This is a genomic window from Vreelandella sp. F11 (assembly GCF_042466685.1).
GTDB lineage: Bacteria > Pseudomonadota > Gammaproteobacteria > Pseudomonadales > Halomonadaceae > Vreelandella.
This window is the reverse complement of record NZ_CP170448.1, coordinates 3,317,964-3,339,842: the sequence shown is the minus strand read 5'-3', so window position 1 is coordinate 3,339,842 and position 21,879 is coordinate 3,317,964. Positions and strand designations below refer to the sequence as shown.

At 54.9% G+C, this 21,879-nt stretch carries 15 protein-coding genes and 1 riboswitch; of the genes, 9 read left to right on the top strand and 6 right to left on the bottom strand.

Annotated elements, in window-relative coordinates; translation table 11 throughout:
• Window positions 1-88: 88 nt before the first annotated feature.
• Window positions 89-802, top strand: coding sequence for a DUF3581 family protein (locus ACFIOZ_RS15305; RefSeq protein WP_386079381.1), 714 nt, complete (start codon window positions 89-91; stop codon window positions 800-802).
• Window positions 803-889: 87 nt separating this feature from the next.
• Here the strand turns inward: ACFIOZ_RS15305 and ACFIOZ_RS15300 are convergent, their stop codons facing one another.
• The 4 genes from ACFIOZ_RS15300 to ACFIOZ_RS15285 all read right to left on the bottom strand — a co-directional run bounded on the left by ACFIOZ_RS15300 (window position 890) and on the right by ACFIOZ_RS15285 (window position 9,920).
• Window positions 890-2,626: a potassium/proton antiporter gene (locus tag ACFIOZ_RS15300; RefSeq protein ID WP_386079378.1), complete on the bottom strand. Its 1,737-nt coding sequence runs from the start codon at window positions 2,624-2,626 to the stop codon at window positions 890-892.
• A 568-nt stretch (window positions 2,627-3,194) separates the two neighbouring features.
• Window positions 3,195-4,061 carry a transglutaminase family protein gene (locus ACFIOZ_RS15295; RefSeq protein WP_386079375.1) on the bottom strand — a complete coding sequence of 289 codons (867 nt, stop codon included), beginning with the start codon at window positions 4,059-4,061 and terminating at the stop codon, window positions 3,195-3,197.
• Entirely contained in the window at window positions 4,058-6,487 is a 2,430-nt protein-coding gene (locus ACFIOZ_RS15290) for a circularly permuted type 2 ATP-grasp protein (RefSeq protein ID WP_386079372.1), read from the bottom strand. The genes ACFIOZ_RS15295 and ACFIOZ_RS15290 overlap by 4 nt, the downstream gene beginning before the upstream one ends.
• A gap of 82 nt (window positions 6,488-6,569) precedes the next feature.
• Window positions 6,570-9,920: a DUF2126 domain-containing protein gene (locus ACFIOZ_RS15285; protein WP_386079369.1), complete on the bottom strand. Its 3,351-nt coding sequence runs from the start codon at window positions 9,918-9,920 to the stop codon at window positions 6,570-6,572.
• A 365-nt stretch (window positions 9,921-10,285) separates the two neighbouring features.
• Here ACFIOZ_RS15285 and ACFIOZ_RS15280 point away from each other — a divergent pair, with 365 nt between their 5' ends.
• Both ACFIOZ_RS15280 and ACFIOZ_RS15275 read left to right on the top strand, forming a co-directional pair.
• A complete protein-coding gene (locus tag ACFIOZ_RS15280) occupies window positions 10,286-11,767 on the top strand; it encodes a circularly permuted type 2 ATP-grasp protein (protein ID WP_088699184.1) in 1,482 nt (493 codons plus the stop codon).
• 4 nt (window positions 11,768-11,771) lie between these two features.
• Entirely contained in the window at window positions 11,772-12,782 is a 1,011-nt protein-coding gene (locus tag ACFIOZ_RS15275) for an alpha-E domain-containing protein (RefSeq protein ID WP_386079366.1), read from the top strand.
• Here the strand turns inward: ACFIOZ_RS15275 and ACFIOZ_RS15270 are convergent.
• Window positions 12,779-13,849, bottom strand: a complete 1,071-nt coding sequence (locus tag ACFIOZ_RS15270; protein WP_386079363.1) for a zinc-binding metallopeptidase family protein — start codon at window positions 13,847-13,849, stop codon at window positions 12,779-12,781. The two genes, ACFIOZ_RS15275 and ACFIOZ_RS15270, sit on opposite strands and share 4 nt — an antisense overlap.
• Before the next feature lie 243 nt (window positions 13,850-14,092).
• Here ACFIOZ_RS15270 and ACFIOZ_RS15265 point away from each other — a divergent pair, with 243 nt between their 5' ends.
• Window positions 14,093-15,592: a CoA-acylating methylmalonate-semialdehyde dehydrogenase gene (locus ACFIOZ_RS15265; RefSeq protein ID WP_386079360.1), complete on the top strand. Its 1,500-nt coding sequence runs from the start codon at window positions 14,093-14,095 to the stop codon at window positions 15,590-15,592.
• Between the two features lie 80 nt (window positions 15,593-15,672).
• On the opposite strand, the gene ACFIOZ_RS15260 is transcribed toward ACFIOZ_RS15265, so the two are convergent.
• Window positions 15,673-16,371, bottom strand: coding sequence for a hypothetical protein (locus ACFIOZ_RS15260; RefSeq protein ID WP_088699188.1), 699 nt, complete (start codon window positions 16,369-16,371; stop codon window positions 15,673-15,675).
• Window positions 16,372-16,548: 177 nt separating this feature from the next.
• Between ACFIOZ_RS15260 and ACFIOZ_RS15255 the strand changes: the two genes are divergently transcribed.
• The 5 genes from ACFIOZ_RS15255 (at window position 16,549) to ACFIOZ_RS15235 (ending at window position 21,877) form a co-directional block, all read left to right on the top strand.
• A complete protein-coding gene (locus tag ACFIOZ_RS15255; protein ID WP_211595548.1) occupies window positions 16,549-17,130 on the top strand; it encodes a peroxidase-related enzyme in 582 nt (193 codons plus the stop codon).
• An 88-nt stretch (window positions 17,131-17,218) separates the two neighbouring features.
• Window positions 17,219-17,325, top strand: a riboswitch (TPP riboswitch).
• Entirely contained in the window at window positions 17,315-18,694 is a 1,380-nt protein-coding gene (locus tag ACFIOZ_RS15250; RefSeq protein ID WP_386079356.1) for a sodium:solute symporter, read from the top strand. (Overlaps the previous riboswitch by 11 nt.)
• 62 nt (window positions 18,695-18,756) lie before the next feature.
• A complete protein-coding gene (locus ACFIOZ_RS15245) occupies window positions 18,757-20,181 on the top strand; it encodes a diguanylate cyclase domain-containing protein (RefSeq protein ID WP_386079353.1) in 1,425 nt (474 codons plus the stop codon).
• Window positions 20,182-20,208: 27 nt separating this feature from the next.
• Window positions 20,209-21,177: a magnesium transporter CorA family protein gene (locus ACFIOZ_RS15240; RefSeq protein WP_386079351.1), complete on the top strand. Its 969-nt coding sequence runs from the start codon at window positions 20,209-20,211 to the stop codon at window positions 21,175-21,177.
• A gap of 121 nt (window positions 21,178-21,298) precedes the next feature.
• The gene (locus ACFIOZ_RS15235) at window positions 21,299-21,877 is read left to right on the top strand and encodes an NnrU family protein (protein ID WP_386079348.1); all 579 of its coding nucleotides are present in this window, start codon (window positions 21,299-21,301) and stop codon (window positions 21,875-21,877) included.
• The last annotated feature ends 2 nt before the right edge of the window (window positions 21,878-21,879 follow it).

Genomic DNA, 21,879 nt, shown 5'->3' with positions numbered 1-21,879 from the left:
CTCCTGTTGGGGCGTATTTTGTGGCATTATGCGCGACGTTGGGCAGTGACGGGTTTTCGATTTCAACGCTAGGCAGGCAACAAACGCCATGTTCAAGGATTTTTACGCGCAGCGCGGAGAGTATGTAGTGATCTCTGCAGAGCAGGCCAGTCGCTTTGCTAAAGGCGTGGCTGGTGACTACAACCCTATTCATAATCCGGATGCACGCCGTTTTTGTGTACCCGGTGATCTACTGTTTGTGCTGATACTCACAAAGTTTGGGTTGTCGCGGCAAATGGAATTTCGTTTCACCAACATGGTGGGCGCTGACACGCCGCTAAAGTTTAGCGAAGCAGACGACGGCACTCTTCACATCTGCGATGAGAGCGGTAAATGTTACTTGCAGGTGGTGCGTAGTGGCGACATTACCCACGACCCTGCGGTAGTGGAAGCCTTTGCGCGTTGCTATGTGGCGTTTTCAGGCAAGAATTTTCCACACTATCTCAAGCCACTGATGGAAGAGCACGGGGTGATGTTTAACCCTAAACGCCCATTGGTGATCTACGATAGCATGGGGTTTTCACTCGAGCGCTTGGATGGCTTTTCGCCTGGTTTGACGCTGAACCACTCTTCGCTAGAGGTTCACGGTAAACGCGCCGATGCGCTGCTGGAGTTCTCGATTGAGTCTGCGGGTGAAGCGGTTGGCGTTGGTTCTAAAAAGCTCGTGGTGAGCGGTCTTTGTGATTATGACGCCGATGAAATGGCCGCCATTGTGGAAGAGTTTTATCGTCTCAAGGCCGCCTATGAGACGGCCTCAGCGTAGCAACATGCTTAATAATAAGGGTGTTTCTTAGCCTCGTGAGAGGCTGTTGGCGTTTCATTGTGGCCGTGCGCGAAACGTCAACAGACCCTAAGCCCTGGCAGCCGTTAATGAGGGTTCCTGAACCGTTAAGCCTACCGTGGTGATACGACCGCCGAGTGTTTCCAGTACTGCTAACGAGATGCCCTCTATTTGCATTGAATCGCCTACTTCGGGCTGTTTAGATAAATTGTTGCGCAGTAGTGTATCCAGCGTCATTTGCCCATTCTGCTCCTTGATGAACAAGCCATAGGAGTGGCGTAAATCATCTATTTTTGTGCTGCCTTTTAGCTTTAATTCCTGGTCGGGAAGCTCTTCACTCACCACGCCAATGGCATCTGAAAAGACGCAGTCTATAAAGGGTCGCGTTTCTGGCCGCAGCACCACAAATAAGTGGTCGCCCGCCATTAGCTCTGTTGAGCCTCGTGGGGGAATCACATCTTTACCCCGGGTAATCATGGCGACCACCGTGGTGTCGGGCAGTGCCATTTGTGAGAGCCGTCGGCCTGCAGCTCGTGGGTGATCACTCAAAGTGTACTCCACAATGTCGGCATCCACCTCCTCCAGCGCGGTAATTTCAAGACTTGCGGCAGGTACTGCGGGGGGCATCTCGGTCAATCTTAATTTACGTGCCACGATAGGTAGAGTGGTACCTTGGATCGTTGCTGAAATCAGTACCACGAAAAACACCACGTTAAAGATTAACTCTGCTCCTTCCAGGCCAAACATCAGTGGAAAAATAGCCAGGATGATGGGCACTGAACCGCGTAAACCCACCCAGGCGACTAAACTGGTTTCACGAGCATTAAAACCAAACAGCTTCATGATAGGGAAGACTGCAATGGGGCGTGCAATTAAAATAAGCACTGCCGCAATTAATAAACCTTCCAGCCATACATCCAGCAGTGACACGGGGTTAATCAGTAAGCCGAGTACCACAAACATGACGATTTGGCTTAACCAGGCGAGCCCATCATGAAACAAGAAAGTGCTGCGTTGAAAAGCAATGCGATGGTTGCCAATAAATACCCCGGTTAAGAAAATGGCCAGGAACCCGCTGCCGCCCAGGTTGGCTGAGATGCCGAAGGAGAGAAAGCCGCAAGCAGCGACCATGACCGGGTAAAGCCCCGAGGCGACCAGGTGGATGCGGTTGATGAGTTTTACTGATACCCAGCCAACCCCTAACCCCACTAATCCACCCAGACCCATCTGTAGTATAAAAAGCTTCAGTAATCCCGTGCCTGGCTGCATGTTGTTAACCAGCACTTCCAGCAGGCCGACCGTCAAAAAAATAGCCATCGGGTCGTTCGAGGCGCTCTCAATCTCCAAGGTCGACTTAAGCTTTTTATTAATATGTATGCCAGCATTGCGCAGTAACGAAAACACTGCTGCAGCGTCTGTTGAGCCTACAATGGCGCCTAGTAAGAAACCCTCTAAAAGTGGCAAACCTAAAATATAGGCAGCGGCTAAACCGGTAATAAGGGCGGTAATCAATACCCCTAACGTGGCGAGTAGAGAAGCAGGTTTCCAGACTTTTTTAATCGAGGCAGTGGGGGTTTGTAGCCCGCCATCGAACAGGATCATCGCCAGCGCCAGGGTACCTAGCGCATGGGCGCCTGCTGGGTTGTCGAAGGCAATACCGCCAATGCCACTCTCACCGGCTAGCATGCCGATCACTAAAAATAGTACCAACACTGGCAAACCAAGACGTGCAGAGAGCTTGCTGGAAACAATGCCCACTAATATTAAAATCGCAGCAAGTAGAATGAGATGATCAACGGGAAACATAAACGGAGAGCCCTTTTAAACGGTACCTACAACATGTACTGGCAGTTAATTTTTGTGCTGCCAGCAACCATTAAGCAATCGTTAAATAACGGATTTGATGTGAGGTGGAGCTCGGGTCGGGGGGAGAGTAGTGCGGCAGGAGTGGGAGCAGCGGAAGGCTACTCTGGCTATCACTGCGTGATACAGAATTACTGGCGGTAGTGTGTTAATAGCGCCTGGAAATAGCTCATCATTGATTGGTAGAGCTAAACTCTCCGCTACAGCTTCATCTTCCAGCCACTTGGTTGTTTCATTTCTAATACGTAGTTTAGCGGGAAGCGAAGTAACACTGTACTGGGTTGGATGGCTTTGCAGATCTTCATCGGCCTGATGAAATGCCGGGAAATGGGGTTGGTGAAATTGCTCAATAGCGCCAAACAGTAATACTAAAAAACAGCCTAAGAGTAGGCACCGGGAAACCAGGTGAGGCATATATTTAGCATTTTGACCGCTCACACCATGCCGCATCGAGTCTTCCTTGAACCTGCTAACCGTACTGCTGTTATACCTTAGGTGGGGGCTGTTTGCATTAGCTAGCTAAAGGCATCACATCGACTTCGACCTCCAATCGATGCTCGCCGCCGCCGTTCATAACACCTTTGAGCGGTGCAACATCGGCATAATCTCGACCCCAGGCCAGCACCGGATGCTGCTCGCCAGCCACGGTGCCGTTGGTAGGGTCGAGGGCCAGCCAGCCCCATTCGGGAATCCAGGTCGCCAGCCAGGCATGGGAAGCATCTGCGCCTATTAGGCGTGGCTGCCCTGGCGGCGGCTGTGTTTCCAGGTAGCCGCTGACATAGCGGGCGACGAGGCCTACCGAGCGCAGCGCACCAATGGCCAGGTGGGCGAAGTCCTGACACACGCCGCGCCGGTTGGTGAGCACCTCGCTTAGCGGCGTCGCCAGTGTGGTAAAGCTAGGGTCATACTCAAAGGTTTGATGAATCAGTTGATTAAGCGCCAGTGCCGCTTCAACGATTGGTCTGCCTGGGGTGAAGCAGCTGTGAGCAAAGGTCGCTAATTCATCGTTACGGCGAATAAACGGGGAGTCGAGGCGGTAGAGCTGAAGGTCAAAGCTATTGGTCTGGCTAAGCTGCTGAGCAACGTTTTCCCACGCTGAGGAAGCATGCGGCAACGCTGATAAGGGTTGCGTGCTTAGTGGCGTTATCACGGTGACATCCAGCGTTTTATGAACCTCCTCCATGGCGAAATAGAGCACTCGATTGCCAAATACGTCGCGGCGCTCCATCTGCACCTGTGGCGCTGGGCTGATCTGCAGCTCTGAAGCACCGCACTGCTGATGTGGCGTTTTGCGGGGTAGCATCCGCGCTTCGCTATGGCACAGGGTCACCGGGGCGCTGTAGTGGTAACGGGTGGTATGGCGCAACGTGTAGTTCATGCATCGGGCTCCATACTGACTAACTGGCGCGGCCGCTCCACGTGGCTGAAATGACTCTGGCTGATGGCTTCAGAAAGCGCGCTTAAGGGCTCAATCAGGGCATCTAGCAGTTGCGCTAAGGCATCTTGTGCCTCTGACGTATCGGCCAAGTGGCTTAAGCGGTCAATGTCGGCCAGGTGCAGCGCCGCATTGGCTTGAATCAGCAGTCGCCGTTCAGCGTTCCGGTAGGGGGATGAACTGCCGGGCAGGCGATCCATCTGCCGCTCAATGCGCTTGAGCATATAGCCCACCGAGCGGGGATTGGTTTCATCGAACAGCAGTAAGTCGAGAATCGCCGTAGGGTGTAGCTCGCTGCGGTAGCGGCGGCGATAGGCGGTAAAGTTATCGGTGGTGGCGAGCACGACTTCCCACAGTGCCAACCCCGGCGAGTGGGGCGCATTGAGGGTCAGCTTGAGCAGCGAAAGCAGCCCCAGTACGCGATCCAGGAAGCGGCCAATATCCATAAACCGCCAGCCATAATGATGGGGCATGGTTTCGTTACATAAGCCAAAGAAGGCGGCTAGCTGGGAAGAAAGCTCTTCGCAGGCGCGTCGCGCAGCGCTGGCTCCTAAGCTGGGGTTAAAGGTCGCCATGCGCTGGCGCAGTTGATGCACCAATCGCCAGGAGTCGTCGCCCAAGTGGTCGCGCACGCTGCGTGCGTTGCGCAATAACTGTGCGAAAAGCGGTTGCAAGGCTTGGGGATCTACGTCGTCAAACTGGGCCAGCAGCGCGGTGCGCTTTAGCTCAAAGCCAATGAGTGGTGCCTTTAGCCGCTGTTCGTCCTCTTCGTTTAGGGTGGTGATATCGAGCGCTAGCAGGAGTTCATCAAGCAACTGATCGGCGATCGCATCCTGGTCGTACTCCATCAGCCTGAGCAACGCTTCACGTAGCAGTCGCGCACGGGTGTCTAACCGTTCGCCGTAACGGCCGAGCCAGAATAGGCTTTCGGCTACTCGACTGGGTAGGTCTATGCCGTCGCGGGTGGCCACCACCGGGCCGCGGGCTTGGCGGAGCTGGCTAACATGGGGCTGGGGAGAGGAGGCCGTCACCCAAACATCTTTAACGATGGTACTGCTGAGTGACGGCAAACCAGGCTCGCCAACCCAGGCTAAACCACCGGGCATTACCTGGTATTCGCTGACTGGGCGGCTTATGGCAGTGGCACTGTTTTTAGCCGTCGCGCTGCCCGGTGTGCGTGTCACAAAGCAGCGTAGGTTGAGCCTGGTGGGCTCCAGGCGCTGTAGGTGGCTATCAAACACCGGCGCGGTGGCTGGCTGAGTCGTGGCATCAGCGTTGGGCAGTAGCAGGGCCTCACCTAGCAGGTGCTCGCACAGCATCGGTAAGTAGTCTGCCAGCACTGGCGCTTCCAGAATGCCTACCCCCAAGGCGTTGGATAGCGCCACGCCGCCAGCGCGCATGGCCTGGAGTAGCCCGGGGACGCCCAACTGGGAGTCCCCCCGCAGCTCTAATGGGTCGCAGTAAGCGTCGTCGCAGTGGCGCAGTACCACATCCACCGGCTGCAAGCCCCCCAGGGTGCGCAGCCATACCTGGGTGTCACGTACCACCAAATCCTGACCCTCTACCAGGGCAATATTGAGGTAGTTGGCCAAATAGGCGTGCTCAAAATAGCGTGGACTCCCTGGCCCCGGCGTTAGCAAGATAAGTGTAGGGTTATCGCGGTGCTGATAGGCCATGGCGGTCAGCGTGCGGTGGTGGAGGTCAAGAAACCCGGCAAGCCGCTTTAACGGCGCATTGCGATACATATCCGGCAGCGCGCGGGCCATCAGTATGCGGTTTTCAAGCGCAAAACCGGTGCCTGATGGGGCCTGTAGGCGATCTGCCATCACCCGCCACTGGCCTTTTGTATCCACAATGACATCCACACCGTGGAAGTTGATCGCTGCGCGGTCATTGGGTAGTGACTGGTGGCAAGGCAACAGCAAGTGCGGTGATGCAAGTAACGCTTGGCTGGGTAATAGCCCCGCATCAAAGAGCGTTTTGGGCCCATAGATATCGTCGTAGAGGGCGCTCAGCAGACGACTGCGCTGGATTAGCCCTGCTTCTAATGCATGCCACTGTGCTTCATCAATCACCCAGGGTAGCGGGTCAAGCCGCCATGAACGCCCCTGGGTTTCATCGTGCATATTAAAAATAACGCCGTTTTCTGCCAGCAAACGCTGTATTTCTTCATGCTGCTGCAAGCGCCCCGTGGAGCCCATGCCTTCCAGAGAGTCCAATAAGCTCTGCCAACCGGGGCGTAACTGCCCCTGGCCATCGAGCATGGCGTCAAACGTGCCGGGCTGTCCCTTGCCTAGCTGGTGTAAGTAATCCTCAACGAGCCCGTGAGCCACGGGCGCGAGAAGTGAGGTAGAGACAGGGGCCGTCATTATCCTTGTAATCCTGATGGGTAAGGGGCGGATTATCCTGTACCGGGCGTTAAGAGAAAAGCCTTAGCTTTGTTAAAAAACTTTAACTCGGCGTCCAGCGCAGATCGAGGGTTTGCGGCAGTTCCAGACTGGGCGTTTCCAGCTTGGGTACCTGATGACCATGGCGATGACCGCTGTCACTAAAACGCCCCAGTCGGCGCGCTTCGGCTTCAAACGCATTGACCGGGAAAGTATCGAAATTGCGCCCTGTGGGGTGCACCACGTAATAGGTGCAACCCGCCACAGAGCGCTGGTTCCAGGTGTCGATGACATCAAACACCAGCGGCGCATGAATGGGGATTTGCGGATGCAGCGCAGACGGTGGCTGCCAGGCGCGGTAGCGTACGCCGGCCACTGCTTCGCCGTTTCTCCCAGTAGCGGAAAGGGGCACCCGACGTCCGTTGCAGGTCACCACATAACGGTCACCGCTCATGCCGCTGACTTTAACTTCCAGGCGCTCCACCGAGGAGTCCACATAGCGGGCAGTGCCGCCAGCCGAGGCTTCTTCGCCCAGTACATGCCAGGGTTCGATCGCCTGGCGCAGTTCAATATCCAACATAGGCGTGTGCAAGCGTCCGTGGAGTGGAAAACGGAACTCCAGGAAGGGGGCGAACCACTCCAGATCAAAATCGAACCCGTGATGACGCAAGTCGCCCAGTACGTCGTCAAGGTCGCTCCACAGATAGTGAGGCAGCATCCAGCGATCCTGCAGTGCGCTACCCCAACGCACCGGCTTGGCCCGGTAGGGCGTTTTCCAGCAGCGTGCTACCAATGCGCGAATCAGCAGCATCTGCATCAATCCCATGCGGGCGTGGGGTGGCATCTCAAAACCGCGTAGCTCCAATAAACCGAGGCGACCGCTGTCGCTATCCGGCGAGTAGAGTTTGTCGATACAGAACTCGGCGCGGTGGGTATTGCCGGTTAAGTCCGTCAGCAGGTGGCGTAATAGACGATCCACCAGCCAGGGCTGTACCACCTCGCCTTGGGGCATTTGTTGAAGGGCGATTTCCAATTCGTAAAGCGCTTCATGACGCGCTTCATCCACCCGCGGCGCCTGGCTGGTGGGGCCAATAAACAGACCTGAAAACAGGTAAGAGAGGCTGGGGTGGTGCTGCCAGTAGGTGACCAGGCTGGCGAGCAGATCTGGGCGGCGCAAAAACGGTGAGTCCTCAGGCGTCAACCCGCCCAGGGTGACATGGTTGCCGCCGCCGGTACCGGTATGGCGGCCATCGAGCATAAATTTCTCGGTGCCCAGTCGGGTTTTCCTCGCTTCTTCATATAGCCTTTCGGTTTGCGCGACCAGGGTTTGCCAACTGGCGGCAGGCATAATATTCACTTCGATCACGCCTGGGTCGGGGGTGATCATAAAGTTCTCCAGGCGCGGATCCCGGGGCGGCGAGTAGCCCTCTACCATGACCGGGCAAGCGAGCGCTTTGGCGCACTCCTCAATGGTGCTAATCAGGTCGAGGTAGTGCTCCAGGCTGGTCAGCGGCGGCAGAAAAATATGCAGGCGGCCATCGCGGTGCTCCACGCAGAGGCTGGTATGAATAACGCCACTCTCCCGGTCGCTATCGGCCCTTGGCTGCTGTTGAACGGCTTCGCCCTCGGGGTGTGATGGGCTTGGGTGGCTGGTTCGACCCAAACGTTCGGCATCGCTGAGGTGGTGTTGTTCGGCGTTACGGCGAGCAACTTCGCCGTGAATATCGCCCAGTTCAGGGCGCGGCGCGAATAGCGATTCAGGCTGCGGTTGCTCTTCAGGATCCGCCCAAGGCAGCGCCGAAAGCGGTAAACGCAAGCCCATAGGCGAGTCACCGGGTACTAGGAAGAGGTGTTCACGCTTGAGCGGCCAGCGGCCGCTCTCCCAGCGGTGGGCTTGGCTAATCGAGTGGCGCAGCGGCAGGGAGTAGCCCACCACTTCATCCAGGCCTTGCTCCAACAAGCGGGCTAGCCGATGACGTTCGGCGTCATCTTTGAGATTGGCTTCCCGTGGGTCAATATTGACCGGCAGTGACTGCTCTTTCCAGAGGTAGTAATAGGCATCTTCGAACGCCGGAATCCAGTAGCGTTCGGCCACGCCCAAGCGTTCGCTAAGGGCCTTGGTGAAGCGTTGTGCCATTGCACTGTCGGCGTCTACCTTGGGCGCACCTTCCATGCAGGCCAGCCATTTTGGATCTCGCCACAGTGGCACGCCATCTTTACGCCAGTAGCAGGCCAGCGCCCAGCGCGGTAATGGTTCGCCGGGGTACCACTTGCCTTGCTGTTGTTGAATAGCGCTACCGGGCGCATAGGCGGCTTGCAGTCGGGTGAGCAGCGCCTCTGCGCGCTCGCGCTTGTGCTCACCCAGCGCTTCGGTATTCCACTGCGGGCTCTCCATATCGTCAATAGACACAAAGGTGGGCTCGCCCCCCATGGTAAGACGCACGTCTTCGTGCAGCAGCTCGGCATCTACTTCGTCACCCAATGCGCAGATACGTTGCCACTGCTCATCGCTATAGGGCTTGGTGACCCGTGGGTCTTCGTGGATGCGCTCCACTTCCATGGTGACATCGAAAGTGACTTCACACTTATCCGAAAAGCCGGTGATAGCCGCGGCGCTGCCAGTAGTCGGCGTGGCGGCGAGGGGAATGTGGCCTTCGCCGGCGAACAGCCCTGAAGTGGGGTCGAGACCTACCCAGCCAGCGCCGGGCAGGAAAACTTCTGTCCAGGCGTGCAGGTCAGTGAAGTCCACCTCGCTGCCGCTGGGGCCATCCAACGCTTTGACATCGGGTTTGAGCTGAATGAGGTAGCCCGAGACAAAGCGTGCGGCGAGGCCCAAATGGCGGAAAATCTGCACCAGCAGCCAAGCGCTGTCGCGGCAGGAGCCGCTGGCGAGTGTCAGCGTCTCTTCGCAGCTCTGAACACCGGGTTCCAGGCGTACCAGATAACCGATGTCGTCCTGGAGGCGCTGATTAAGCGCGACCAGGAAATCGACGGTGGTGGTCGGTTCACGGGGAACGGCTTTTAGCCACTCCATTAGCCGTGGCCCTGACTCGGTGATTTCAAGGTAGGGGCTTAGTTCCTGGCGCAGCGCTTCCGGATAATCAAACGGAATCTTTTGCGCAATGTCGTCCAGAAAGAAGTCGAACGGGTTGATTACCGTCATTGGGGCGATGAGTTCGACGGCAATGGTTAGCTCTTTGCGTGGTTCAGGGAACACTACGCGGGCATTGAAGTTGCCAAACGGATCCTGTTGCCAGTTTAAAAAGTGGTCATCGCCGGAGAGTTTAAGCGAGTACGCCTCGATATGGGTGCGGCAGTGGGGGGCTGGCCGCAGCCGAATAACGTGGGGCGAAAGACGCACCGGACGGTCAAAGTGATAGGTCGTACGATGGTACAAGGCAACGCGAATGGTCATGGGCCACCCTCTAAGGAACCGTTATCAACCGGTTTGTCGGCTGGGTTAGGGAATAACCGAACGTTTCGCAAGTATCGTTCCACTTTTACTTTTTTGCAGCCGCTATCTCAACTAAGGCGTTTAACTAAAGTGGAAATCGCTTTGTGCACCAACTTGAAGCTGCTTATGTGCACCATGCCAGAGCGAAAAGGCGTTTCATGTTTCTCCCGGCTCCCTGTCAAGTAGCGTTTGAGTAAGCAAACGTTGAAATATCGCAAAAGATGGTACGTATTTTGCTGTCAATTGTTTGATTGTTTTGCGCGCGGCAGGCCTACACTGAGCATTAAGGAAGTTGCCGCTTCCACCCCAGCGCCAGGAGAGCGCCCATGAGCCAAGTGAATTGGAATAACTATGCGTGTCGTGACTATTACGATGAGCTGATGGCCGCACCCGGTCAGCCACGCGAGTCCGCGGGTGAACTCTGCAACATGTTGGCAAGGTTTAGCGCCGAGGAGTTGGCCGAGCGGAAAACCGCGGCGGAGATCGCGATTCGCACCATGGGAATTACCTTCACGGTTTACTCTGAAGGCGCAATGATCGACCGCGCCTGGCCATTTGATATTGTGCCGCGAATTATACCCGCCAGTGAGTGGCGCAAAACCGAAGCAGGCCTCAAACAGCGGGTGCAGGCGCTGAATCTATTTATTGATGACCTCTACCACGACCAAAAAGTCATTAAGGACAAAGTGCTGCCCGCCGAGGTGCTGGCGCAGTCGGTTAATTTTCGCCCCCAGTGTGTTGGCATTAATCCCCCCCACGGCGTGTGGGCCCACGTGTGCGGTTCAGACCTGGTGCGCGATGGGGATGGCACGCTGTATGTGTTGGAAGATAACTTACGCATTCCTTCCGGCGTCTCCTATATGTTGGAAAACCGTAACGTTACCAAGCGGGTACTGCCGGAGCTGTTTGCCTCTGGAAAAATTCTGCCCGTTGATGATTACGTCGCGCAGCTTTATGACATGCTCGCGGCGATGTCACCAAGGCCGGGGGATGACCCCCAGGTAGTGGTACTGACCCCAGGGATCTACAACTCTGCCTACTTTGAGCACGCTTACCTTGCCCAGCAAATGGGCGTTGAACTAGTGCAGGGGAGTGACCTGCTAGTCGATGATGACAATGTGGTTTACATGCGCACCGTGGAAGGATTGCGTCGGGTCGATGTTATTTACCGCCGCGTAGACGATGAGTTCCTCGACCCGGAAGCGTTTAACCCGGAATCCATGCTGGGAGTGGCGGGTTTGATGCGGGCCTGGCGGGCGGGAAAAGTCGCGCTGGCCAATGCACCCGGTGCTGGCGTGGCGGATGACAAGGTCGTTTATGCATTCGTGCCTGCGCTTATTCGCTACTATCTCGACCAGGAGCCGCTGCTGCCCAACGTACCCAGCTATCTGTGTATGTTCGAGGACGACCGACGCTATGTGCTTGATCACCTGGATGAATTGGTAGTGAAGCCGGCCAATGAGTCGGGCGGTTACGGCATGCTCATTGGCCCGCGCTCAACGAAGGAGACCCGGGAAGAGTTTGCCCGCTTGATTAAGGCGAACCCGCGCAACTACATGGCGCAGCCCACCCTGGCACTATCAACTACGCCTACGCTGGCGAATGGTTTACCACAGCCACGGCATGTGGATTTACGCCCCTTCATACTCTCTGGGCCTGAAATTCATGTGACCACCGGGGGGCTTACTCGTGTGGCATTGATTGAGGGGTCGCTGGTGGTGAACTCCTCTCAAGGTGGCGGTAGTAAAGACACCTGGATTGTAGAAACTGACGAAAAGGCGGCAGCGGCCGCGGTGCAAGGAGTCTAACGCCATGCTGTCACGCGTTGCAGAGAACCTCTACTGGATGGCGCGCTATATTGAGCGTGCTGAAGATACCGCGCGTTTGCTGAGCGTCAACAGTCACCTTATGCTCGACTTGCCTGGGCGTCTGCCGCTCGGCTGGGCGCCGCTTATCGAAATGACCGGCAGCCTGGAAGCTTTTACCGAGCGTTATACAGACTTCGATGAACGTAATGTGGTGCACTTTTTATGCGCTGATACCGACAATGATATTTCAATTATCTCCGCCCTTGCCAGTGCCCGTGAAAACCTGAGAACCACCCGGGATGTGGTGCCCCGGGAGATTTGGGAAGAGGTTAACCAGCTCTATCTGAACGTCGCCGATCATGCCGAAAACGGCGTGAGTCCACGCCGTCGCGATAGCTTTCTTAAAAGCGTTATTCGTGGTTGCCAAGCGCTGACAGGATTGATTGAAGGCACGTTAAGCCATGGCCCTGCGCGCACTTTCATTGAACTGGGGCGTCAGTTAGAGCGGGCCGATATGACCACTCGCATTGTTGACGTGCGCTCCGCCAGCCTGCTGCCGCAAAACCCTGAAGAGTTGCTGCCGTTTGAGAACCTGCAGTGGATGAGTGTGCTTAAGTCACTCACCGCCTACCAAATGTACCGTCAGCAGGTTCGCTTGCGCGTACGTGGCCCCGATGTGCTGCGCTTTTTGCTGCAAGACCCCAACCTGCCGCGCTCGATTGCCTGCAGCCTGGAGACACTGGGCCATGAGCTGACGCTACTGCCGAGACAGGATCGTCCGGCGGCCACCGTTTCGCTGGTGCGCGCCGATGTGGTGGATGCCGATATTCAAGCGTTAGCCCATTCACCCAGTAAACTGCACTTGTTTATTGATGAACTGCAGATCGGCTTTGCCGCCATCCACGATACGCTTAGCGCCACCTACTTTGTGAATGATGACAGCGTGCCCCGTGTCACCCAAACCCAGAGTCAGAGCCAAAGTCAAAGCCACGCAGGGGACAACGATAACGACTAGCCGGTAACGAAATTGCGCTCTAACGGGCTGGCGGCCTGCACGATTTGATGCAGGTAGGCCAGCTTCTCGCGTACTGCCGGGGCAAGCACCCCTGGGGCCAAATCGAGCAGACCCATATCCCGGTTGAGCTCATTCACTGCCATGCCTACCTGGTGAAAGGCAATCAGCATGCTCTCCAGGCTGCCGTCGTACTCAACGTGGGTAATGCCCATGTGCAGCGCGGTATCCAGTACGGCGACCATATCCAGGTAATAGGCAAATGTTTCGGCAAAATCTTCCCAGGGGTGCATGGTGGCGTAAGCGGAGATGAAACGGTTAGGCCAGTCGGCGGGGGCTCCCTGTTGGTAGTAACGCTCTAACGCTTCTGCGTAGCTTGGCCGGTGGTGGTTGCCAAATACCGCCCGGCAGGCCTCTTCATCGCGATCCTTAACCAGCACATCCCAATAGTAGTGACCGATTTCGTGGCGGAAATGACCTATCAGCGTACGGTGGGATTCGTTCATATCGACCCGTAAGCGCTCGCGTTCAACGTCGTCGGCCTCTTTAACGTTGATGGTGATATGGCCCGAGGCATGGCCGGTATACACCTTCTCCTGCTTGGCGGTAGAGCGCCATAAGCCCTGATCGGGCAGGGCATCAGCCATAAACGAAAAGCTTAACGGCACAGAAATGTCGTCGTCTTTGGTGCCGTGAGGGAGTTTAAGTAGATCCAGAGTATGAAATAGCCGTCGTTTTGCTGCTTCAAGTGCTGCCCAGCGTTCGCGGTGGCCTGCTACATTGAGGTCGGGTATGACTTCGTTGTAACGGCAGCAGTCGCAGAGTGCATCTGCATGCCCGCGCTCCATCACTACCATTCGGTTGCAGACATTCTCAACGGCGTAGTTGTGGCACTTCATTAGCGGCGTATCGCAACCTGGATGGGTACAACGGTAGCCGCCGTTATCCAGGGGCTCAATGGCGGTAATATTGCTACAAACAGGGCACCAGCCCACCTCTGACTGACAGGCAAGGCAGTGGGTGTTTTCGTAGAACAGCGGATTGCCACAGCGGCAGTGAAAGTCCTGCATAGATAATCCCCTGTGTTTAAACACGTGCACTCTGATAGGCCGAAGCATAGCCAGCGTGGCACCACAATGGAAAGGCTAATTGACCTCCTGCTGAAGATTTAGTTTACTCATGCGACACTTGGTTGACGTTAACGTCAACTTACTGCTATACCCTGTGTACTTGTCTTACCGCGATGCATTTTAAAAACAGCTTTTTTAACACTCGCACCCATAACAACCACAATCATAAATAGGAGCAACGCTATGTCCGTTCGCGAAATTCCCATGTATATCGATGGTCAGCCCGTGCAGTCGCAAAGCCAGGAGTGGCGCGACGTGGTCAACCCCGCCACGCAAGAGGTCGTGGCTCGGGTGCCGTTCTGTACCGCTGACGAAGTGGAGCGTGCCATCAGCAGTTCGAAAGAGGCGTTTAAAGAGTGGCGCAAAGTGCCGCTGGGTAAACGTATGCGCATTATGCTTAAGCTACAGGCACTGATTCGCGACAACACCGCGGAACTGGCGGCCTTGATTACTGAAGAGCACGGTAAAACCCTGCCTGATGCGGAAGGCGAAGTCGGTCGCGGTTTGGAAGTGGTGGAGCACGCCTGCTCGATTACCTCCCTGCAACTGGGTGAATTAGCCGAAAACGCTGCCAACGAGGTAGACGTTTACACCATGCACCAACCGCTGGGGGTCGGGGCTGGGATTACCGCCTTTAACTTCCCCATTATGCTGCCCTGCTTTATGTTCCCGTTGGCAATTGCCACCGGGAATACCTTTGTTCTTAAGCCTTCCGAACAGGATCCCAGTTCCACTATGCGCCTAGTGGAGCTTGCCCACGAAGCCGGTGTGCCAGCAGGCGTGCTCAACGTAGTGCACGGCGGCCCGGATGTAGCTAACCAAATTGCCGATCATCAGGATATCAAAGCCCTCTCGTTCATTGGCTCTACCCATGTGGGGTCGCTGTTGTATAACCGTGCAGCAGCGGCGGGCAAGCGCATGCAGGCGATGATGGGCGCCAAGAATCACTGTGTGGTGATGCCCGACGCTAACCGAAGCCAAGCGATCAACAACCTGCTGGGATCAGCCTTTGGTGCCGCGGGCCAGCGCTGTATGGCTAACTCGGTAGTGGTGCTGGTCGGCGAGGCACGTGAGTGGCTGAGCGATATAGTCGATGCGGCAAAAGAGATGAAGGTAGGTCCGGGTACTCAGCTTGATGCGGATCTGGGCCCGCTGGTATCACCGGCCGCCCGTGAGCGCGTACTGCGTTTAATCGATGCGGGCGAAAAAGAGGGTGCCAAACTGTTGGTCGATGGGCGTAATGTTGAGGTAGAGGGTTACCCCAACGGTAACTTTGTGGGGCCAACCCTGTTTGCTGACGTTACCGCCGATATGACCATTTATCGCGAAGAGATTTTTGGCCCCGTGCTGTGTGTGGTCAGCGTTGAAACGCTGGATGAGGCGATCGCCTTTATCAATGCCAACCCCAACGGCAACGGTACTTCCATCTTTACTAACTCTGGTTGGGTGGCGCGCCGTTTTGAAACCGATATCGACGTTGGTCAAATTGGTATTAACGTGCCAATCCCCGTACCGGTCGCTTACTTTAGTTTCACCGGTTCAAGAGCTTCAAAACTGGGTGATTTAGGGCCTAACGGTAAGCAGGCTATAGCGTTCTGGACACAAACAAAAACAGTTACTGCACGTTGGTTCGAACCAGAAAATGTTTCCAGCGGTATCAATAGCACGATTTCGCTGGGTTAAAGAGCCTTGCTTCCTGCATTAACAAAACTGGCCCTGCGTAAAGCAGGGCCAGTTGATGGGGGAGGTGCTGGCCTTCCTTGCTAAAAATTATCGAATAAAGGTAGGCTTTCTTCGAGTAGTTGCTCGATGGGGCCGAGCTGGCTTTCATGCAGCACTAACAGTGACTCTCCCTCCATGAAGTGTTCAGCGGGCGGAACCAGTAGGGCGAATTCACCCTCTTCAAGGTGAAATTCGTGTATTTCGCGCATACCCAACGGGGTCATGCACTGAGTGCAGCGGTAGGTGTCATCTTCGCCATAAATCAGCCGATGGTACATTTTAAACAGCGTATACAGGGCTAAACCGCCCTCAAATGCTGGCCAGCGGGCTGGGGTATCGCGAATGTCATTGTTAAGGTCTTGCCCTTCGGCTTTGGCGTCTGCAATTGCATCGGCGAGTGGGGCGGCAAGGATGGCGTTTTTGTCGGCAGGTAGCGGCGTGTTGTGCTTGGAGGCTTGTTCAAAATCCTGCACCGCGCGCTTAAAATCAGGCACACCACCGAGCGCGTAGTCGACATGCTGTAAGTCTTCAGGCTCAAAGCCGCCGTTTTCCCAGCCATGGATAACACGAAGGGTCATCTGATCCCGTTTCATTGGGCGTGCAAGTAACATATGCAGCATAATACGAATGTGCAGCTGGCGCTCATCGGTATCATTTTCAAATGCTCGATAGGGGTCAGTAAACAGCTCATTTAGACGACCGGGGGTATGTTCCTTGGCTTCGGCTTCGTTTTGGTTCATGACAGTGTCCCTTTGAACGAACTGTTTATTAAGAGTAGCGCGCGGTTTTTATCACAGATCGATACATCAGTATGGCGAGCAGGTTGGCTGATTAAAAGCCTCTTAATTTAGCTTTTTGTTACCCATCGGCTAAACCGTTTTTACCAGATATTTAAATTTAACAATAAAGAGGTGAACATGTCTGCATCATTAAGTCGTTTTAACGTTCCTGAAACACTGGATGATCTGCCGGAAGATATTCGCAGTACCATTTTAGCGGTTCAGGAGAAAGCGGGTTTCGTGCCCAATGTGTTTCTGATGCTGGCCCATCGCCCCGCTGAGTTTCGGGCTTTTTTTGCCTATCACGATGCGTTAATGGAGCGCGAATCGGAAACGCTCACCAAAGCCGAGAAAGAGATGATTGTGGTCGCCACTAGTGCACGCAACCGCTGCTTATATTGTGTGGTCGCTCACGGTGCCCTGGTGCGTATTTACAGTAAAGACCCGCTGCTCGCTGATCAAGTAGCGATCAATCATCGTGTAGCGCCGATTAGCGAGCGCCACCGTGTTATGCTCGATTTTGCTATGCACTGCGCTATCGATGTGGGTGAAATGACCGATGAATGGCTCTCCCGCCTACTGGAAGTAGGCTTTAGCCAAGAGGACTGCTGGGATATAGGCGCCATCGCGGCGTTTTTTGGCCTGTCGAATCGGTTGGTCACCCTGGCGGGCACACCGCCCAATGAGGAGTTCTACTTAATGGGGCGTGTACCTCGCTAACATGCGGCCACGGTATCCTAAGCTTTACTAAGCGGTTATTCTGATTGAGAATAGTTCCTGAATCAGTTCTTAACCTCGTATCTACATTCACTGTCGCCAGGGGAGCCCTGCTCAAAAGGGCTGAGATGCGCGCTGCGCAGACCCTGGAACCTGATCCGGTTCGTACCGGCGGAGGAAGCGCGACATGCTTTATTTGACGTCAGCCGTGCTTGGCGCGGCGTTGTGCTGCTTTGCTTATTTAGGCCTGAGGGCTCGCTGGGTGGATGGCCCTCTTGATGACTATGTCACCGCCCGTAACTCTCAAACGGCGTCTACCCTGGGGCTCTCCTTCCTTGCCTCTGGCATGGGCGCGTGGATTCTCTTTGCGCCTCCTGAAATCGGCGCCTTTGTTGGCCCGCTGGCCCTGGCAGGCTATGCCCTTGGCTCTGCGCTGCCATTTATCGTTTTAGGGCTGTATGGGCCAAAGATTCGCCGTGCGCTGCCCGAGGGGCGCAGCATCTCAGAGTTTGCTGAGGCGTGCTACGGCGCGGGTGTACGACGCTGGGTAACGCTGGTATCCATTGCCTATATGGCGTGCTTTTTAGCCGCCGAACTAACCGCCATCGGTGCAATCACTGCGTTACTTTCCGATGTGCCCCCTGCACTGGTGATTATTGGCGTGGCGCTCACTACGCTAGTGTATACCGCCGCGGGAGGCCTGCGTGCCAGTCTTGCCACTGACCGCTGGCAGGCATGGCTGCTGCTGGTACTGCTGTGTGTGGTGGGTGGCATGGCCCTATGGCGGCTTCCCACTACTCCGCATGAGACTGTGATTCCTTCTATTCCTGTTACCAGTGCGCTCAGCGTAGCGTTAACATTAGTGATCGCAGTTACGGCAGCTAACCTTTTCCACCAAGGCTATTGGCAGCGCGTGTGGGCTGCCCAAGACGATCAGAGCTTGGGGCGCGGAGCATGGTTAGGTGGGGCGATGACGGTGGTCGTCGTCATGGTGATTGGCGGTTTGGGCGTGTTGGCTGCCATGAGTGGTGTGCAACTGGGAGAGCCGCCAATGCCGTTTTTTGCTCTGCTAAGCGATGCTCCTGTTTGGTTGACGCTACCTGCTTTGGTATTGGCGGTGACCTTGGTGGCCTCCAGTGTTGATACGTTGCAAAATGGTATTGCTTCGCTGGTGGTCGCTCGCAGCGAGCAACAGGGCGTGTCGCTCGTCGCTGCCCGTTGGGTAACGGTTGTGGTGATGATTCCGGTGGTATTGATGGCCTTGCAGGGGTTGTCAGTACTACGGCTATTTTTGATTGCCGACTTGCTGTGTGCCGCCATTGTGGTACCTGTACTGCTAGGTTTGTGGCGGCGAATGACGCCGCTTGCGGCCATTGCGGGAGGCGTCGCAGGGTTATTGGGCGCTATTCTGCCTGGATGGTTAAGCCAAGGAAGTTTAGTCGCCGGGGTAGTGGCCGCCAGCTTCCCCGGCAGTATTCCTACCTTGGGGCCATTCGTTGGGGCGTTAATCGCCTCTACGCTGATGAGTGTGCTGCTCGCGTTTTCAATTAGAAAAAGTGAGATTTAAGCAGTAAAGGGCTGATCGCGTTATGCTAGTAGAATAACAATTAACTCATGGTTAATAAGACAATGAGCTTCCCCACAGCACCTGACGAAGATGCGCGGCTAGCAGCCCTTTATGAGCTTGCACTTCTAGACACCCCTGAAGAGCCTGCTTTTGACCGGGTCACGAGGCTGGTGACCAAGCTTCTAAACGTGCCTATCTCGACGGTGACGTTGGTAGATGCGCAACGGCAGTGGTTTAAGTCGAGCATTGGCGTTGAGGCTCAAGAGACATCTCGCGGTGTGGCTTTCTGTGCTTATACCATTCTGTCCTCAGAGCCCTTTGTTGTTGAGGATGCCAGCCAAGATGCCCGTTTCTCCCAAAATCCCTTAGTGACTGCACCTGAGGGCATCCGTTTTTATGTGGGTATTCCATTACGCTCTTTGCAAGGCTTCGCACTGGGGTCACTCTGCGCTCTCGACACTAAGCCTCGCGCCGTTAGTGCGGATGAGTTAGCGACCTTGCAAGACTTAGCGGCAATAGCGACAGAGGAAGTACATTTGCGTGAGCGGGTGGTGCTAGAGAAGAAAAATGCCCAGGCATATCAGCAACAACTGAATGAATTACACCGCAGTATGGAGTGCCAAATCGAGCGGCGTACCAATGAACTCAATTTAGTCATCGAGTCAGCTTATGATGCCTATATCAGCATTGATGCCCACGGCGTGGTTTTGGACTGGAACCGAGCAGCGGAAGTGATGTTTGGTTGGCCGCGCAAAGAAGCACTGGCAAGGACGATAACGGAGCTGATTTTCCCCACCGGATTGCCCCCCAGGAATAACCGTATGACCATTACATCGACGGCACGACGCCGGGATGATACGGAACTACCGGTTGAAATTCGCATTAAGGCGCTAATGATTGATGGGCGCGAGCGGCGAAGCCTTTTTATCCACGATATTACCGAGCGTCAGCAGCTTGAGCGGCTGCGCGATCAACAGGCACGTGAAGATGTGCTTACCAAGCTACCTAACCGGCGAGCCTTGGATGAACGATTGCCTGAATCAATGGCGCGCACTCGACGTACTCAGCAGCCCTTAGCCTTGCTGTTCATGGATCTGGATGGTTTTAAAGCGATTAACGATACCCATGGCCATGCCATGGGTGATGAACTGCTACGCGTGATTACTAAACGGTTGGTGCAAGCTGTCCGTGAAACCGATTATGTCGCGCGCTGGGCCGGGGATGAGTTTGTTTTACTATTGGAAGGCAGTGAGCCTACGGTTATTGAGCAGTTGGCCAACAAATTAATCCAGGTAGTTCAAGAGCCAATGACTGCTGGCAAAGCAGCACTAAACGTCAGCGTCAGTATTGGGATTGCTTTGTATCTACCCGCCAGCGCCGAGACCGCCAACGAACTGCTAAAGCGCGCCGATGTGGCGATGTATGAAGCCAAGCGCTCTGGAAAAGCCCAAGTGCGTATTGCCCAGCCTGTTGATAGAACTTGTTAAGCACCAGGAAAACCTTCAAGGACGACCATGATTCGAACGATTTTGACTACCCCGGAAGGCGAAACCCACGAGGGCGATGAACGCCTGATGGACGTTTGGCAAGCTACCCCCGGCAGCCATATCTGGATCGATATGGAAGGGGAGTCTCAACAGAGCGAGCGGGCGATTTTAGAGGCGTTTGAGTTCCACCCCATGGCGATTCAAGATGCTCACAAAGAGCGCCATCCGCCAAAAATTGAAGAGTTCGATAATCACACCTTGATTATTTACCGCGGCATATCCTCCTTTGATGCCGAGCTAAACTATCTGCCTCAACAGGTCTGTTTCTTTGTGGGTGAGCGATTTCTGGTCACTCTCCACCCCGGCCAAGCGCTCTCTATAGAACGGCTATTCAACGAGCACGGCAAAGCCCTTCTGGCCCATTCGCCGGAGCATGTCGCACTGCGGGTGATGTATATTTCTGCGGGCTTTTATATCGATAGCCTGCTCGAATTTGAAACGGCGTTAAGTGATCTTGAAGACGAACTGCTGGAAAATGGTAATGATATGCTAATGCGCAAGATCATCACTTACCGTTCCCGGCTGGTTAAGATGCGCCGCATCTTTAGTTATCATCAGGGGATTACCCAGGAACTTACCGCTTATGACTATGAGCATTTGCCGCGGGAAGAGAGTGAGACCTTGCACGCGATCAACGATGTAGCGGATCGTTTCGAGCGTCTCTACACCTTGACCCAAATGTACTACGACATTTGCGGTGACCTAATTGATGGCTATATCTCTATTTCCTCCCACCAGCTAAATATCACCATGCGGGTGCTCACGGTGATTACCGCGATTTTTGTGCCTCTTACGTTTATTGCCGGAATTTACGGCATGAACTTCGAAAATATGCCCGAGCTACGCTATCAGTACGGCTACTTTTTTGTATGGGGCGCTATGCTGGGGATCGGCGGTATACTGATTTGGCTGTTTAAGCGCAAGCACTGGTTTTAAGCCCGTGAGCGAAAAGTTGACGCATTCATAGGTGGACAGCGGTTGAGTGTGGCATCCTCTCCAGCGACCAAGACTATAAGGCATAAAGCCGTCGACTAGCGTTTTCACCGGGAGTTGTTCCATGACGATTATGATTATCGGGCTGCTGATTTTTTTAGGCAGCCACTCTGTACGTATCTTTGCTGAAAACTGGCGTCAGCAGCAGATTGCTCAACGCGGCGAAACCACTTGGAAAGTCGCCTACTCGGCGATATCCATCGTTGGCCTGACCATTGCTATTTACGGTTTTGGCCAGATGCGCCTCGACCCCATCTATATCTGGTACCCGCCAATGGGTATGCGCCATGCGGTGGCGCTGCTGATGGTGCCTGCCTTCATTATGCTGGTGGCGGCCTACATTCCGCATAACGCGATTAAGGCCAAGCTTGGTCATCCCATGATGCTGGCGGTAAAAATCTGGGCGTTTGCTCACCTGCTGGCCAACGGTCGCTTGGGTGATATTATCTTTTTTGCGGCCTTTCTTATCTGGGCTATCCTAGCCTTTAAAACCGCCAAAAAGCGCGACCGCCTTACGCCACCGGCGCCCGTTAGCACTAATAAAATGGCCACCATTGCTACCGTGCTCGTAGGCTTGATAGCGTATGTGGTGTTTGCTTTTTATCTGCACACAGTACTGATTGGCGTCCCTGTTTTTAGCTAACT